Origin of the sequence: Mycobacterium dioxanotrophicus, assembly GCF_002157835.1 — a bacterium.
Lineage (GTDB): Bacteria > Actinomycetota > Actinomycetes > Mycobacteriales > Mycobacteriaceae > Mycobacterium > Mycobacterium dioxanotrophicus.
Genome location: NZ_CP020809.1, coordinates 2,886,469 through 2,901,743 on the forward strand (window position 1 = coordinate 2,886,469; position 15,275 = coordinate 2,901,743).

Below are 15,275 nucleotides of genomic sequence, written 5' to 3' on the forward strand. Positions count from 1 at the left end.
GCCGCGCACGCCCCGTCCGTACCTTACTTAGACGCTGATCGCGGTCACTGTTGGTTCAGCTTCTCGTTGGACAGATCGCCCGAGGCCAGGTTCTGGGCGACCAGCGCAGGCAGCTGCGCGAGGAACGCGTCTTTGCCGGTCACCACGTTCTGGTAGTACTGATCGACGTTCTGCGGTGTCACAGGCGGCATCTTGTAGACGTACTTCTGCTCGACCGGCTCACCCTTGACGGCGCGCTGCGCCACCGCGATGCCCTCGGCCATCTCGACCCGGCCGTGTTGCAGCGAGGTGCCGATGAACTTGCCGCTCTTGACCGCTTCCAAGCCGTCCTGGATGCCGTCGATGCCGACCACGGGGATCGACTTGCCCGCCTCCGAGAGGGCTTGCACGGCACCGAGACCCATGTCGTCGTTCTCCGAGACGATTCCGTTGATCTGGTCACCGAAACTGGAGATCCAGTTCTTCATCTTGTTGACCGCCTCGTCGCGCTTCCAGTTGGCGGTGTCGATGGCCAGGATCTTGATGCCGGGGTACTTGGTCAGCGTGTCCTTGATGCCCTTGGTGCGGTCGAGTTCGGGGGACGATCCGAGCGGGCCCTGCAGCACGACGATGTTGCCCTTGCCGCCGAGCTTGTCTGCCATCATCTGCATCTCCTGTGCACCGGCGGCGACATCGTCGGGCAGCACCGAGGATTTCAGCGCACCCGAATCGGCAAGCGCGGTGTTCACGGCGATCACCGGAATGTTGGCGGCCTTGGCCGAAGCCATCTGCGGCGCAAGGGAATCCGCCTGCACCGGGACGATCACGATGGCGTCCACCTTCTGGTTGATCAGCTGGTCGACCTGGCTGGCCTGGGTCGAGACGTCACCGCCCGCCGAGTTCCACACCAAGTCGATGTTGTTGGCCTTGGCGTAGGACTCGGCGCCTTCCTTGCCCTGGGTGATGAACGAGGACATGTCGTAGACGGTGACGCCGACACGCGTCGACGGCTGGCCGTTCTTGGCGCTGGGATCACCTGCGCCACAGGCGGCAACGGACACCATGAGGGCGGGAACCGCTGCCGTCACAAGCATTCGGGTCAGTCTGCGGGACATCGGGGTCGTGCCTTTCTCTAAGTGGATGAGGTTGGGGTGCAAGCGTTTCGGATCAGCTGCTGCGTCTGCGCACGGCCCACACGTCGACGGCGACCGCCGCGACGATCAGCACGCCGCTGATGACCTTCTGCCAGTAGGCGGGGACGACGAGGATGTCCAGGCCGTTGTTGAGGGTCTGGATCAGCAGCAGGCCCAGCAGGGTGCCCCAGACCGATCCACGGCCGCCGAGCAGGCTCGCGCCACCGATGACGACGGCGGCGATGGCGGCCAGTTCGTAACCGGACCCCAGGTTGGGCGGACCGGAGATGACGCGCGAGGACAGGATCACGCCCGAGAGCCCCGCAAGCGCACCGCTGAGGGTGTACACCGCGATGAGGATCTGCCCAGATTTCACGCCTGCGACGTCGGCCGCGGTGCGGTTGCCCCCGACGGCGTACACCCGCACGCCGAACGAGGTCTTGCGCAGCACCAGGTACGAGATGATGAAGCCGGCGATCATGATCAGCACCGGCAGCTGCACGCCGAACAACGTGGTGTTGGCGATCTTGCCCCACTCGCCGGGCAGCCCGTTGATCGGTGCACCGCCACCGATCACATAGGCCAGGCCCGAACCCGCTGTCAGTGTGCCCAGTGTCGCCACGAACGGCGCCACCCCGAGCTTGCTGACCACGACCCCGTTGAGCAGGCCGATCAGAAGGCCGACCACCACACCCGCCGCGAGTCCGAGGAAGATCCGGTCGGGATGGCCGACCACCACCGACGACGCGGTCATCGCACTGACCGCGATCACGCTGCCCACCGACAGGTCGATGCCTCCGGTGAGGATCACGAAGGTCTGTCCGAGCGCGACCAGTGCGAACGGCGCGGCGGCCACCAGGATGGTCAATGCGTTGTCCGGCGTGGCGAACCGGACGCTGCGGTAGCTGAAGTAGGCCATCACAAGCAGCAGCACGATCACCATCGAGTTACGGATCGCGAAGTTGGTGAGCCAGGTCCGGTCGAAGCGCCTGGTATCCCGCACGGCATCCGCGGGCGGAAGCTTGTTCGCCTGGTCGGTAGCGGTTGACATGGTGTCCTCTCGAGGGCTTGGCGACGCGGTCACGCGACTTCGCCTGGTTGGGTGGCTTCCTGGCCGCTGGCATAGCGGAAGATGCGTTCCTGCACGTCGTCGGCATCGAGCTGGTCGCGGGACAGTTCCCCGGCCACGCCGCCGCTGCGCATCACCAGCACGCGATGGCTGAGCCCGATGAGCTCGGGCATGTCGGAGCTGACCAGGATCACGGTGAGTCCCTCGGCGGCCAAGTCGCGGATGATCGTGTAGATCTCGCCGCGGGCGCCGACATCGACGCCGCGGGTGGGTTCGTCGAGCAGCAGCACCGAGCAGTTCTGGGTGAGCCAGCGGGCCAGCACGATCTTCTGCTGGTTGCCGCCGGACAGGTTGCCGACGAGCTGGCCCAGGCCGCTGGACTTGAGCCGGACCGACGCGGTGGCATCGGTGACCGCCGCTGAACGTTTGCGGTTGCGTAGCCAGCCCGCGGAGGCGAATGCGCCCAGATGCGGCAGGCTGCCGTTGTCGAGGACCGACTGTGTGAGCACCAGGCCCGCGCCCTTCCGGTCCTCGGGGACCAGCGAGATGCCTGCGCGGATCGCGTCGGCCACCCGTCCGCGGTGGACTGCACGGCCGTTGACCTCGATGGAGCCGGCGACCGAGCGCCGGATGCCGAAGATGGCTTCGACGATCTCGCTGCGCCCGGCGCCCACCAGTCCGCCGAGTCCGAGGATCTCGCCCTTGCGGACCTCGAGATCGACGGCGGGGCCATCGGGATGCAGTTGCAGACCGCGCACGGACAGGCCGATCTCGTCACCGGCAGGGGTGATGGGCGGAAACAGGTTGTCCAGTTCGCGGCCGATCATGGCGTGCACGATGCCGTCCGGCGTGGTGTCGGCCAGCGGCGCGTTGAGTACGAGCTGGCCGTCGCGCAACACCACCACGTGGTCGGCCAGTTCGGTGATCTCGGCCATGCGATGGGTGGTGTAGAGCATCGCCACGCCCTGCTTCTTGAGCCTGCGCACCACGTCGTAGAGCCGCTCGACCTCGCGGTCGGGGATCGCCGACGTCGGCTCGTCGAGCAGCAGCACCTTGGCGCCCCACGTGGTCGCCTTGGCGATCTCGACGAGCTGCATGAGCGCGATCGGCAGATCACCCATACGGGTCCTGGGATCGACCTCGACCCCGAAGGTGCCCAGCATCTCGCGCGCCTGTTTGGCCATGCCGCGCCGATCCAGGGTGCGGAACTGGGTCTTGAGTTCCCTTCCCACGAACAGGTTTTCGTAGATCGTCAGCTCCGGGTAGGGAGCGAGCTCCTGCGGCACGATGCCCACCCCGAGGCTGCGGGCGAGCTTGGGGTCGGCGTGCTGCAGGGCGGTGCCGTCGACGGTGACCTCGCCCGAGTCGGCCTTGAGTTGCCCGGTGACGATCTTCATGAGCGTGGACTTGCCCGCCCCGTTCTCGCCCGCGAGCACGGTGAGCTCGCCGGGGTGCAGGTCGAACGACACGTCACGCAGCACCGGCACGCCGCCGAAAGCCTTCGCGACGTGATCGACATGTAGGGCGGTGGCCATACCTGCTCCTCTGATCTCGGATTTGAGAAAGATAACAACGACGATGCGAACTATCAAGGGATTGACATTAGAAATCGCATCTATCATGTTATAAAACGAGTGAGCGGACGCACACACGCATCCGCGTGAGCGAAGGAATCAGCGGTGACGAAACTGTACGACGACCCACGCGCGTTCAGTGACGACCTCCTGGAGGGGTTCGTCGACCTGCACGCCGACCGTGTTCTCAGCGTCGAGGGCGGGGTGGTGCGAGCCGCCGAAACGCCCGGGAAGGTGGCCGTCGTCGTCGGCGGCGGCTCGGGTCACTACCCGGCGTTCTGTGGTGTTGTCGGAACAGGTTTCGCCGATGGGGCAGTGGTGGGCAACGTGTTCACCTCGCCCTCGACCCAGGAGGCCTACTCGGTCGGACGGGCGGCGTCCAACGGCGCCGGGGTGCTGTTCAGCACGGGCAACTACGCCGGCGACGTCATGAACTTCACGCTGGCCCAGCAGCGGCTGCAGCAAGAGGGCATCGACACCCGCGTCGTGTTCGTCACCGACGATATTGCTAGCGCACCTGTTGAGGAAATTCACAAGCGACGTGGGATCGCTGGCGACTTCGTGGTGTTCAAGATCGCCGGTGCCGCCGCCGAGGCCGGCTACGACCTCGACGGTGTGGAACGCGTCGCGCGCCTGGCCAACGACCGCACCCGCACGCTCGGCGTCGCGTTCGGCGGCTGCACGATGCCGGGCGCCGACACCCCGCTGTTCACCGTCCCCGACGGCCGCATGGGTGTCGGGCTCGGCATCCACGGCGAGCCCGGAATCGCCGAGGGCGATCTGCCCCGCGCTGCCGACCTGGCCCGCCGGTTGGTGGAAGGCGTGCTCGCCGAGGCGCCGGGGGACACCAACCGCGTCGGCGTGATCCTCAACGGTCTCGGCGCCACCAAGTACGAAGAGTTGTTCGTCGTGTGGCGCACGGTGGCCCCACTGCTGCGGTCCGCCGGCTACACGCTGGTCGACCCCGAGGTCGGGGAGCTGGTCACCAGTCTCGACATGGCAGGCTGCTCACTGACTTTGGTGTTCCTCGACGACGAGCTCGACGAGTTGTGGCGGGCGCCCGCCGACACGCCGGCCTACCGCAAGGGCATCGCGACCACGTCGGGCGCTGCACCCCGGCGCACTGTCGCGGCGGCGACCGTCACCGAAACCGAGGCCGTCGAGGTGTCACCGGCAGCCCGCCGCTGCGGACAGACCGCGACCGCGGTCCTGGCGGCGATGGCCGCCGCGATCGAGGGTGCGGCCGACGAGCTCGGGCGTGTCGACGCGGTCGCGGGCGACGGTGACCACGGCCGCGGCATGGTGAAGGGCACCTCCGCAGCACTGCAGGCGGCCGAGCGCGCCGATGCCTCCGGCGCGGGCGCGGCATCCGTACTCACCGCGGCGGGAGAGGCCTGGGCCAGCCAGGCCGGCGGCACGTCCGGCGTGCTCTGGGGAGCCGCACTGGCCGCACTCGGCGCGCGTCTCGGCGACGACGCCGACGTCATCGCGCCTTCCGATGTCGCGGCCGCGGTGCGGGCCGGGCTGGAGGCCATCACCACGCTCGGCAAGGCCTCCGTCGGCGACAAGACGATGCTCGACGCGCTCGTGCCGTTCGTGGACCGCCTCGAACGTGAGACCGCCGCGGGCGCCGAGCTGGCCGATGCCTGGCAGCAGGCGGCGGCCGACGCCGAACAGGCCGCACAGGCCACGGCAGATCTGAAACCCAAAGTGGGACGGGCACGTCCGCTCGCCGAGCGCAGCCTCGGCACCCCCGATGCAGGAGCTCTGTCTTTGGCGCTGTGCGTCCGGACCGCGGCAGCGGTACTGGCACAGGCCGCGGCAGACGACACAGTGAGGAGCAAGTGATGAGCGGTCTGCGGATCGTGGTCGGCGCCGATGACGCCGGCGTGGACTACAAGGACATCCTGCGGCGCGACCTGGAGGCCGACGAGCGCGTCGAATCCGTCGTCGATGTCGGGGTCGGCACCGACGAGCACACCGCCTATCCGCACGTCGCGGTCGCGGCGGCCCGCATGGTCGCCGAAGGCAAGGCCGACCGCGCGCTGCTGGTCTGCGGCACCGGCCTCGGCGTGGCCATCAGCGCCAACAAGGTCCCCGGAATCCGGGCGGTCACCGCGCACGACAGCTTCTCAGTCGAACGGTCGGTGCTGTCCAACAATGCCCAGGTGCTGTGTTTCGGACAACGTGTCGTGGGGATCGAGCTGGCGCGCAGACTGGCCAAGGAATGGCTCGACTACCAGTTCGACCCGGAGTCGGCCTCGGCCGCCAAGGTCGACGCGATCGCCGGGTACGAGCCGGCCCCCGGCTGCTGACGAGCAAGGAGATGACCATGAGCACCACGGATCCCGTTGTCGACTTCGACTTTTCGCTGGCCGGCAAGGTTGCCGTCGTGACCGGCGGAGCTTCGGGCATCGGCGCCGCGATCGCGACGGCCTACGCCAAGAAGGGCGCCTCCGTCGCCATCCTGGACCTCTCGGGTGATGCCGCTACCCAGCGGGCCCGTGAACTCGGGGACGGCCACGCCGCCTTCGCGTGCGATGTCAGCTCCGCGGAATCGGTCGCCGACGCCGTCGAGGCGGTCCGGGAACGCTTCGGCCGCATCGACATCCTCGTCAACTCCGCCGGGGTGGCGCTGCTCGCACCCGCCGCCGAGATCGACGTCAAGGCCTGGGACAAGACCATCGCCATCAACCTGACGGGCACGTTCCTGATGTGCCAGAAGGTGGGGGCCGTGATGCTCGAGCAGGGCTACGGGCGCGTGATCAACATGGCCTCGCAGGCGGCCAGCGTCGCCCTCACCGATCACGTCGCGTACTGCGCCTCGAAATTCGGCGTCGTGGGCGTCACCAAGGTGCTCGCCTCGGAGTGGGCGGGCCGTGGTGTCACCGCCAACACCATCAGCCCGACGGTGGTGCTGACTGATCTCGGCCGCGCCGCATGGGAGAACGAGAAGGGGGACCGGCTCAAGACCCAGATCCCGACCGGTCGATTCGCCTACCCCGACGAAATTGCCGCCGCTGCAGTATTTCTCGCATCCGACGCGGCCGCGATGATCAACGGGGCCGACCTTCTTGTCGACGGCGGATACACCATCCGCTGACGACGTCGAACGGCCAGTTGTGACACGCCTTTTCGTCGATCGCGTGGCACAACTGGCCGCTCGGCCGCATGCTTACCGGCCGCGCCGACGCAGATACCGCTCGAACTCCGCCGCCAAGGCGTCACCGTCGATCTTGCCCAGCACTTCGTGCATGTCGACCTCGGCGTCGCCGCGTTCCTCCAGCGACTGGACGTACTCGGCGATCTCGTCGTCCTCGGCCGTCATCTCGGTGACCGCCTGCTCCCACTCCTCGGCGGCCGCGGGCAGGTCGGCCAGCGGCACCTCGATGTCGAGCACGTCCTCGACGCGGCGCAGCAACGCCACGGTGGCCTTGGGGTTGGGTGGCTGCGACACGTAGTGCGGCACGGCCGCCCAGAACGTCACCGCCGGGATACCGGCCTGCACACACGCGTCCTGGAACACCCCGGCAATGCCGGTCGGGCCCTCGTAGCGGGTTTCCTCCAGCCCGAAGAACTTGGCCGACTCCGACGAGTACGCGGCACCCGACACCGGCACCGGGCGGGTGTGAGGCGTATCGGCCAGCAACGCACCGAGGATCACCACGGTCTGCACGTTGAGCTTGTCGGCGATGGCCAACAGCTCGGCGCAGAAAGTGCGCCACCGCATGTTCGGCTCGACACCGTGCATGAGCACCACGTCGCGCTCGCTGCCCGGTGGTCGGCAGTGCGAGATGCGCATCGACGGCCACACCAGCTCCCGCGTCACGCCGTCGATCTGCCGGATCACGGGTCGGTTCACCTGGTAGTCGTAGTAGGCCTCGTCGTCGATCTCGACGATCGGTTCGGCTTCCCAGATCGCATCGAGGTGGTCCAGCGCGTCGCTGGCCGCGTCACCGGCGTCGTTCCATCCTTCGAACGCCGCAACGACGATGGCGTTCTGCAATTCGGGCAGGTCGGACGGCCTACCTCCGCTCGGATACGACGGTGTCACACTGCCAGCGTAAGCCCTGCGTGGGGGCGATGAGCGCCTTGTCGCCACGGGTCATTTCGCGCCGCTGAGCCAGTCGCGCCAACAAGCGGGTTGCATAGACCAACTACCCTGTTGATGTGAATGCTGGTGACCGTCGCGCCTCCGACACCGATCGGCTCGACACCGTGTCGCCGTGTGTGGTGGGCAACGGTGCCGACGATACGAAATACGTGCGGCTGCAATCTGGTTAGGCCCGGTGACGACGACATTGCCGACAAGATCCGCAAGGTGCCGCTCAAAAGCGCGTGACGCCAAGCGGGTCGGGTCGATCGCGACGACGCGTTGGGCGTCCACACGTCTGTCTGATGACGACGTAGACTCTTCTGGTCGAGAGGCGTTGCAACGGTTCCGGGTTTCTGCCCGTATCCGCCACGCTCGGCAGAGTCAAGGACGCCTTCCGTTACGGAAGGAGAGTATGTGAACGCCTCTGGGTTGAATGTTCCCGCGTCGGACACCCTTACCCCGAACGTCCGCCCGGACTGCACCGAGGAGCTGACGGCAACACTCCGCAGCCGGATCATGGTCATCGACGGCGCGATGGGCACAGCTATCCAGCGGGACCGCCCGGACGAGGCCGGCTACCGCGGCGAGCGGTTCAAGGACTGGCCGAGCCCGGTTCAAGGCAACAACGACCTGCTGAACCTGACGCAGCCGCAGATCATCGAAGGCATCCACCGCGAGTACCTGGAAGCGGGCGCCGACATCCTGGAGACCAACACGTTCAACGCGAACGCGGTCTCGCTCTCCGACTACGACATGCAGGAGCTGAGCTACGAGCTCAACTACGCCGGCGCGGCCCTGGCCCGCAAAGCCTGCGACGAGTTCAGCACCAACGACAAACCGCGCTACGTCGCCGGAGCGCTGGGGCCGACGACCCGCACCGCGTCGATCTCGCCGGACGTCAACGATCCGGGAGCCCGCAACGTCTCCTACGACCAGCTGGTCGCTGCCTACCTCGAAGCTGCCAACGGCCTCGTCGACGGTGGTGCCGACATCCTCATCGTCGAGACGATCTTCGACACACTCAACGCCAAGGCCGCGGTGTTCGCCATCGAGACGCTGTTCGAGGACCGCGGCCGCCGCTGGCCGGTGATCCTCTCGGGCACCATCACCGACGCCTCCGGGCGGACGTTGTCCGGTCAGGTCACCGAAGCATTCTGGAACTCGATCCGGCACGCCAAGCCGCTCGCGGTCGGCCTCAACTGCGCCCTGGGCGCGCCGGAGATGCGGCCCTATATCGCCGAGATGTCGCGCATCGCCGACACCTTCGTGTCCTGCTACCCGAACGCCGGCCTGCCCAACGCCTTCGGCGAGTACGACGAGTCCCCGAAGCGCCAGGCGGGTTATGTCGCCGACTTCGCCGGGGCCGGTCTGGTCAACCTGGTCGGTGGGTGCTGCGGAACGACGCCGGCGCACATCGCGGAGATCGCCAAGGTCGTCGACGGTGTGCCGCCGCGCGAGGTGCCGCAGATCGAGATCGCCACCCGGCTCGCGGGCCTGGAGCCGCTCAACATCACCGAGGACTCCCTGTTCGTCAACATCGGTGAGCGCACCAACATCACCGGCTCCGCCCGGTTCCGCAACCTCATCAAGGCCGAGGACTACGACACCGCCCTGTCGGTGGCCCTGCAGCAGGTCGAGGTCGGTGCGCAGGTCATCGACATCAACATGGACGAGGGCATGATCGACGGCGTCGCCGCGATGGACCGCTTCACCAAGCTGATCGCGGCCGAGCCCGACATCAGCCGGGTTCCGGTGATGATCGACTCCTCCAAGTTCGAGGTCATCGAGGCGGGCCTGAAGAACGTGCAGGGCAAGCCGATCGTCAACTCGATCTCCATGAAGGAGGGCGAGGAGAAGTTCATCCGCGAGGCCCGGTTGTGCCGCAAGTACGGCGCCGCCGTCGTCGTGATGGCCTTCGACGAGCAGGGGCAGGCCGACAATCTGCAGCGCCGCAAAGAAATCTGCGGCCGCGCCTACCGGATCCTGACCGAGGAGGTCGGCTTCCCGGCCGAGGACGTCATCTTCGACCCCAACTGCTTCGCGCTGGCGACCGGCATCGAAGAGCACGCGACCTACGGCATCGACTTCATCCAGGCCTGCGCCTGGATCAAGGAGAACCTGCCCGGGGTGCACATCTCCGGCGGTATCTCCAACGTGTCGTTCTCGTTCCGCGGCAACAACCCGGTCCGCGAGGCGATCCACTCGGTGTTCCTGTTCCATGCCATCAAGGCCGGCCTGGACATGGGCATCGTCAACGCCGGCGCGCTGGTGCCCTACGACTCGATCGACCCCGAGCTGCGGGACCGTATCGAAGATGTCGTGTTGAACCGTCGCGAAGATGCGGCCGAGCGGCTGCTGGAGATCGCCGAACGGTTCAACAGCAAGGGCAAGTCGGAGGATCCGCAGGCGGCCGAGTGGCGCGGTCTGCCGGTCCGCGAGCGGATCACGCACGCCCTCGTCAAGGGCATCGACGCCCACGTCGACGAGGACACCGAGGAACTGCGGGCCGAGATCGCTGCCGCGGGCGGACGGCCGATCGAAGTGATCGAGGGCCCGCTGATGGACGGGATGAACGTCGTCGGCGACCTCTTCGGCTCGGGCAAGATGTTCCTGCCCCAGGTGGTGAAGTCGGCTCGGGTGATGAAGAAGGCCGTGGCCTACCTGTTGCCGTACATCGAAGCCGAGAAGCAGCCCGGCGACGCCGAGAACACGAACGGCACGATCGTGATGGCGACCGTGAAGGGCGACGTCCACGACATCGGCAAGAACATCGTCGGAGTCGTGCTGCAGTGCAACAACTACACCGTGATCGACCTCGGTGTGATGGTGCCCGCGCAGAAGATCCTCGACACGGCCAAGGAACACAACGCCGACATCATCGGCCTGTCCGGCCTGATCACCCCGTCCCTGGACGAGATGGTGAACTTCGCCGTCGAGATGGAACGCGAGGGGATGGAGATCCCACTGCTGATCGGGGGCGCGACCACGTCCCGCGCGCACACGGCCGTGAAAATCGCGCCGCGTCGCAGCGGTCCGGTGGTCTGGGTCAAGGACGCCTCCCGCTCGGTGCCCGTGGCCGCCGCACTCCTCGACGACAAACAGCGACCGGCCCTGTTGGAGGCCACCGAGAAGGACTACGCGTCGCTGCGCGAACGGCACGCCCAGAAGCATGAGCGGCCGATGCTGACGCTCGAGAAGGCCCGCGCCAACCGGACGCCGATCGAATGGGGCGGGTACACGCCACCGGTGCCTGCCATAGGGACGGGAGTGCGAGATTTCCTCGACTACGACCTCGCCGAGCTGCGGGAGTACATCGACTGGCAGCCGTTCTTCAACGCCTGGGAGATGAAGGGCAAGTTTCCCGACATTCTCAACAACCCGGCCACGGGGGAGACCGCCCGCAAGCTGTACGACGACGCCCAGGAGATGCTCGACACCCTGATCAAGGAGAAGTGGCTGACCGCCAACGGGGTGATCGGGTTCTTCCCGGCGAACGCCGTCGGCGACGACATCGAGGTGTACACCGACGAGACCCGTTCCGAGGTACTCACCACGCTGCACAACCTGCGCCAGCAGGGCGAGCACCGCGAAGGTATCCCGAACCGGTCGCTGGGTGATTTCATCGCCCCCAAAGAAACGGGCCTCCGGGATTACGTCGGCGCCTTCGCCGTCACCGCCGGGCTCGGCAGCCAGGACAAGATCATGGAGTTCAAGGCCGCGCTCGACGACTACAGCGCGATTCTGCTGGAGTCGCTCGCCGACCGGCTGGCCGAGGCGTTCGCCGAACGCATGCACGAGCGCGTCCGCAAGGAGTTCTGGGGCTACCAGCCCGACGAGCAGCTCGACAACGACGCACTCATCGGCGAGAAGTACGTGGGAATCCGCCCCGCCCCCGGCTACCCGGCCTGCCCGGAGCACACCGAGAAGGAAACGCTCTGGAAATTGATGGACGTCCACGCGCGCACCGGCATCGAGCTGACCGAGTCGATGGCGATGTGGCCCGGAGCCGCCGTCAGTGGCTGGTACTTCTCGCACCCGCAGTCGCAGTACTTCGTGGTCGGCAGGTTGGCCCAGGATCAGGTCGCCGACTACGCCAAGCGCAAGGGCTGGACGTTGCCGGAGGCCGAGCGCTGGCTGTCCTCCAACCTCGGCTACAACCCGGAGGACTGAGCTCGACCTTCGTCGGCGGCCGGTGGGCGGAGAAATGCCCACGGCTGTAAGGCTTTCGGGGAGGCCGTGCTCGACACCACCGAAACTTCGGTGGTGCGAGCCGGTTTGGCGGCCGGTCGCGCGATGTGACTGGCAGGTGGCCGCTGTGCGAGAATCGCCGGGTGAAAGCGGTGCTGTGGGATATGGACGGCACCCTGGTCGACTCCGAAAAACTCTGGGACGTCTCGATGCACGCGCTCTATGCGCGGATGGGTGCGGTGCTCACTCCCGAGGTGAGGGAGTCGACGCTGGGTGGCTCGGCAGAGACGGTGATGCAGATCGTCTACAAAGACGTGGGGCTCGACCCCGACCCGGCCGCGATGGCCGAGTCGGCGGACTGGCTGCACGATTACACGGGTGATCTGTTCGAGCAGGGCCTGCCGTGGCGCCCCGGCGCCCAGGAACTGCTCGACGCCCTGCTCACCGCGGGCATTCCGATGGCGCTGGTGACCAACACCCGGCGCGATCTCGCCGAGCGGGCCCTGAAAAGCATTGGCAACCACTACTTTTCGGTGACCGTATGCGGTGACGAGGTGCCAACCGGCAAGCCGTCACCCGACCCGTATCTGCGTGCGGCCGAACTGCTCGGGTTGCCCGCGAGCCGTTGTCTGGCCATTGAGGATTCGGTCACCGGCACGGCGTCCGCCGAGGCCGCCGGGTGCCCCGTGCTGGTGGTGCCCAACGATATGGCCGTTCCTCACGGACCGCGTCGCAAGCACGTCGAATCGCTGAGCCGGCTCGACGTGGCCGATCTTCGGGCGATCCACGCCGAGCTGGACAGCGAGCAAGGTCAGCGCAGCGCCTGAGGCGTCAATCACCGGTACGGATTTCGCCCCTATCGGCAGGTCGACTGTGCGATTGTGATGTGGCACAGATCACGCGACGCTGCGAGAGGACGTGTCATGACGCACGGACCGGTAGGCGATTCCACGTCCGGCCTCGACTATGAGGAATCGGAACACAGCGGCAAGGTGGTGCGCATCGCGTCGGTGGCCGCACTCGGCGGCCTGCTGTTCGGCTATGACAGTGCCGTGATCAACGGCGCCGTCGCCGCCCTGCGCGACGAGTTCGGCATCGGCGATTACACCCTCGGCGTCGCGGTCGCCTCGGCGCTGCTGGGTGCCGCGGCGGGCGCGATGACGGCGGGCCGGTTGGCCGACCGCATCGGGCGTCTGTCGGTGATGAAACTGGCCGCCATCCTGTTCTTCATCAGCGCCATCGGCACGGCCTTGGCGCCCAACATCTGGCTGGTGGTGATCTTCCGCGTCATCGGCGGTATCGGCGTCGGCGTGGCGTCGGTGATCGCACCGGCCTACATCGCCGAGACCTCGCCACCGCGAATCCGGGGGCGGCTGGGGTCGTTGCAACAGTTGGCGATCGTCAGCGGCATCTTCATATCGCTGGCCATCGATGCGCTGTTGGCGCGACTGGCCGGGGGATCGCGGGAGGAACTGTGGCTCGGGTTGGCTGCGTGGCGCTGGATGTTCCTTGCGATGGCGTTGCCCGCGATCCTCTACGGCGCGCTGGCATTCACCATCCCGGAATCGCCGCGCTATCTCGTTGCCAAGTACCGGATTCCGGAAGCCCGCTCGGTTCTCACGATGCTGCTGGGCGAGAAGAACCTGGAAATCACCATCAGCCGTATCCAGGATTCGCTGAAATCCGACAAGCCGCCGTCATGGCGGGATCTGCGCAAGCCCGCGGGCGGTATCTACGGCATCGTCTGGGTGGGCCTCGGGCTGTCGATCTTCCAGCAGTTCGTCGGCATCAACGTGATCTTCTACTACTCGAACGTGCTGTGGGAGGCCGTCGGATTCGGTGAGAGCCAGGCGTTCGTCATCACGGTGATCACGTCGATCACCAACATCGTGACCACGCTGATCGCCATCGCACTCATCGACCGGATCGGCCGCAAACCGCTGCTCCTCATGGGTTCGGCGGGCATGGCGGTCACGCTGGGCACCATGGCGGTCATCTTCGGCACCGCGAGCCAGGTCGGCGGCAAGCCGGTGCTGGGCGACGTCGCCGGACCGGTGGCGCTGGTCGCCGCCAACCTGTTCGTCGTGGCATTCGGTATGTCGTGGGGCCCGGTCGTGTGGGTGTTGCTCGGTGAGATGTTCCCGAACCGCATCCGCGCCGCCGCGCTGGGGTTGGCCGCGGCCGGTCAGTGGGTGGCGAACTGGGTGATCACCGTGACGTTCCCGACGCTGAGCAGCATGCTCGGCGTGGCCTACGGCTTCTACGCCCTGTGCGCGGTGCTGTCGTTCGTGTTCGTGTCGCGGTGGGTCCAGGAGACCAAGGGCAAACATCTCGAGGACATGCAGAGCGAGATCCCGCACCACGAGCAGCATCCCACGCTGAATTCCTAGCGCGTGTCGTCGACGAAGTCCGACCAGCCGACGCTGGTCGCGACTTCCAGCGCGGGCTCCACCAGGGTGGCCGGGTCCATGCCGTTGTGGCTCATCCTGACCTCACAACCCGTCGCCACCACCCACACGGCCGCCGGATCCTTCTGGACCAGCGCGTAGGTGCCGGGGTCCCGGCACGGCACCTCGTAGGCGATGTCACCTGCCGTGGACCGCAACAGCGCGACCTCCTCGGCGACGTCGTCGACGGGATGCACGGAAATCGTCAGCGTCGCCGGTGCGGAGGTGCCCGGGCCCCAGGCCGCCGTCAAGGACGGGTACGGCGCGAGCGGGTTGGCCACCTGGTTGTTCCGCACCAGGCCATCGAGCGGCAGGTGCTTCGCCAGGATCGTGCTGATCGCTGCCACCCGTGCGGTGTATGTCGGCAGGGGATGGTCGGCTGGATCGCTCACCCCTCTATTGCACCCCAGGTTCGGGTTCCTACCGTGCACAAAAGTGGACTGTTTTCGGTGCCCGGCCGTGCACGGTCGGGGTGACCAGGGCCAACGCAGGATTACCGGCGGGCCATGAAACAATCCATGCCCGTGAAGACTTTCGACGGCCTGTTCGCTGAGCTCAGCGAGAAGGCACGCACCCGGCCCGAAGGTAGTGGCACCGTCGCGGCGTTGGACACCGGGGTGCATGGGCTCGGCAAGAAGATCCTCGAGGAAGCCGGCGAGGTGTGGCTGGCCGCCGAGCATGAGAGCGACGAGGCGCTGGCCGAGGAGGTCAGCCAGTTGCTGTACTGGACGCAGGTGCTGATGCTCGCCCGCGGCCTGACCCTCGACGACGTCTACCGGAAGCTGTGAG

General features: G+C 67.0%; 12 protein-coding genes. 7 read left to right on the forward strand and 5 right to left on the reverse strand.

Features of this window, described 5'->3' with window-relative positions; translation table 11 throughout:
- Window positions 1-44 precede the first annotated feature (44 nt).
- The 3 genes from BTO20_RS13940 to BTO20_RS13950 all read right to left on the reverse strand — a co-directional run bounded on the left by BTO20_RS13940 (window position 45) and on the right by BTO20_RS13950 (window position 3,716).
- Window positions 45-1,073 (reverse strand): substrate-binding domain-containing protein, encoded by a 1,029-nt coding sequence (locus BTO20_RS13940; protein ID WP_157680212.1) that lies wholly within the window; start codon window positions 1,071-1,073, stop codon window positions 45-47.
- 73 nt (window positions 1,074-1,146) lie between these two features.
- Complete coding sequence (locus BTO20_RS13945) at window positions 1,147-2,163, reverse strand: ABC transporter permease (RefSeq protein ID WP_064944734.1); 1,017 nt, start codon at window positions 2,161-2,163, stop codon at window positions 1,147-1,149.
- A 29-nt stretch (window positions 2,164-2,192) separates the two neighbouring features.
- Window positions 2,193-3,716, reverse strand: coding sequence for a sugar ABC transporter ATP-binding protein (locus tag BTO20_RS13950; RefSeq protein ID WP_087076727.1), 1,524 nt, complete (start codon window positions 3,714-3,716; stop codon window positions 2,193-2,195).
- 144 nt (window positions 3,717-3,860) lie between these two features.
- Here BTO20_RS13950 and BTO20_RS13955 point away from each other — a divergent pair, with 144 nt between their 5' ends.
- Genes BTO20_RS13955 through BTO20_RS13965 form a run of 3 tightly spaced genes read left to right on the forward strand, consistent with a single transcriptional unit; the run spans window position 3,861 to window position 6,858 of the window.
- Window positions 3,861-5,603 (forward strand): dihydroxyacetone kinase family protein, encoded by a 1,743-nt coding sequence (locus tag BTO20_RS13955; RefSeq protein WP_087076729.1) that lies wholly within the window; start codon window positions 3,861-3,863, stop codon window positions 5,601-5,603.
- A complete protein-coding gene (locus tag BTO20_RS13960) occupies window positions 5,603-6,070 on the forward strand; it encodes a ribose-5-phosphate isomerase (protein ID WP_087076731.1) in 468 nt (155 codons plus the stop codon). The genes BTO20_RS13955 and BTO20_RS13960 overlap by 1 nt, the downstream gene beginning before the upstream one ends.
- Window positions 6,071-6,087: 17 nt before the next feature.
- Window positions 6,088-6,858, forward strand: a complete 771-nt coding sequence (locus tag BTO20_RS13965; RefSeq protein ID WP_083166168.1) for an SDR family oxidoreductase — start codon at window positions 6,088-6,090, stop codon at window positions 6,856-6,858.
- Between the two features lie 72 nt (window positions 6,859-6,930).
- Here BTO20_RS13965 and BTO20_RS13970 read toward each other — a convergent pair whose 3' ends face one another.
- The gene (locus tag BTO20_RS13970; RefSeq protein ID WP_029372971.1) at window positions 6,931-7,809 is read right to left on the reverse strand and encodes a PAC2 family protein; all 879 of its coding nucleotides are present in this window, start codon (window positions 7,807-7,809) and stop codon (window positions 6,931-6,933) included.
- Between the two features lie 456 nt (window positions 7,810-8,265).
- On the opposite strand from BTO20_RS13970, the gene metH reads away from it, so the two are divergent.
- The 3 genes from metH (at window position 8,266) to BTO20_RS13985 (ending at window position 14,429) form a co-directional block, all read left to right on the forward strand.
- Window positions 8,266-12,021, forward strand: a complete 3,756-nt coding sequence (gene metH, locus BTO20_RS13975; protein WP_087076735.1) for a methionine synthase — start codon at window positions 8,266-8,268, stop codon at window positions 12,019-12,021.
- Between the two features lie 161 nt (window positions 12,022-12,182).
- Window positions 12,183-12,866, forward strand: coding sequence for an HAD family hydrolase (locus BTO20_RS13980; RefSeq protein WP_087076737.1), 684 nt, complete (start codon window positions 12,183-12,185; stop codon window positions 12,864-12,866).
- A gap of 96 nt (window positions 12,867-12,962) precedes the next feature.
- The gene (locus tag BTO20_RS13985) at window positions 12,963-14,429 is read left to right on the forward strand and encodes a sugar porter family MFS transporter (RefSeq protein ID WP_087076739.1); all 1,467 of its coding nucleotides are present in this window, start codon (window positions 12,963-12,965) and stop codon (window positions 14,427-14,429) included.
- Here BTO20_RS13985 and BTO20_RS13990 read toward each other — a convergent pair.
- Window positions 14,426-14,878: a hypothetical protein gene (locus BTO20_RS13990; RefSeq protein ID WP_087076741.1), complete on the reverse strand. Its 453-nt coding sequence runs from the start codon at window positions 14,876-14,878 to the stop codon at window positions 14,426-14,428. The two genes, BTO20_RS13985 and BTO20_RS13990, sit on opposite strands and share 4 nt — an antisense overlap.
- A gap of 114 nt (window positions 14,879-14,992) precedes the next feature.
- Between BTO20_RS13990 and BTO20_RS13995 the strand changes: the two genes are divergently transcribed.
- The gene (locus tag BTO20_RS13995) at window positions 14,993-15,274 is read left to right on the forward strand and encodes a phosphoribosyl-ATP diphosphatase (protein ID WP_087076743.1); all 282 of its coding nucleotides are present in this window, start codon (window positions 14,993-14,995) and stop codon (window positions 15,272-15,274) included.
- Window position 15,275: the final 1 nt, after the last annotated feature.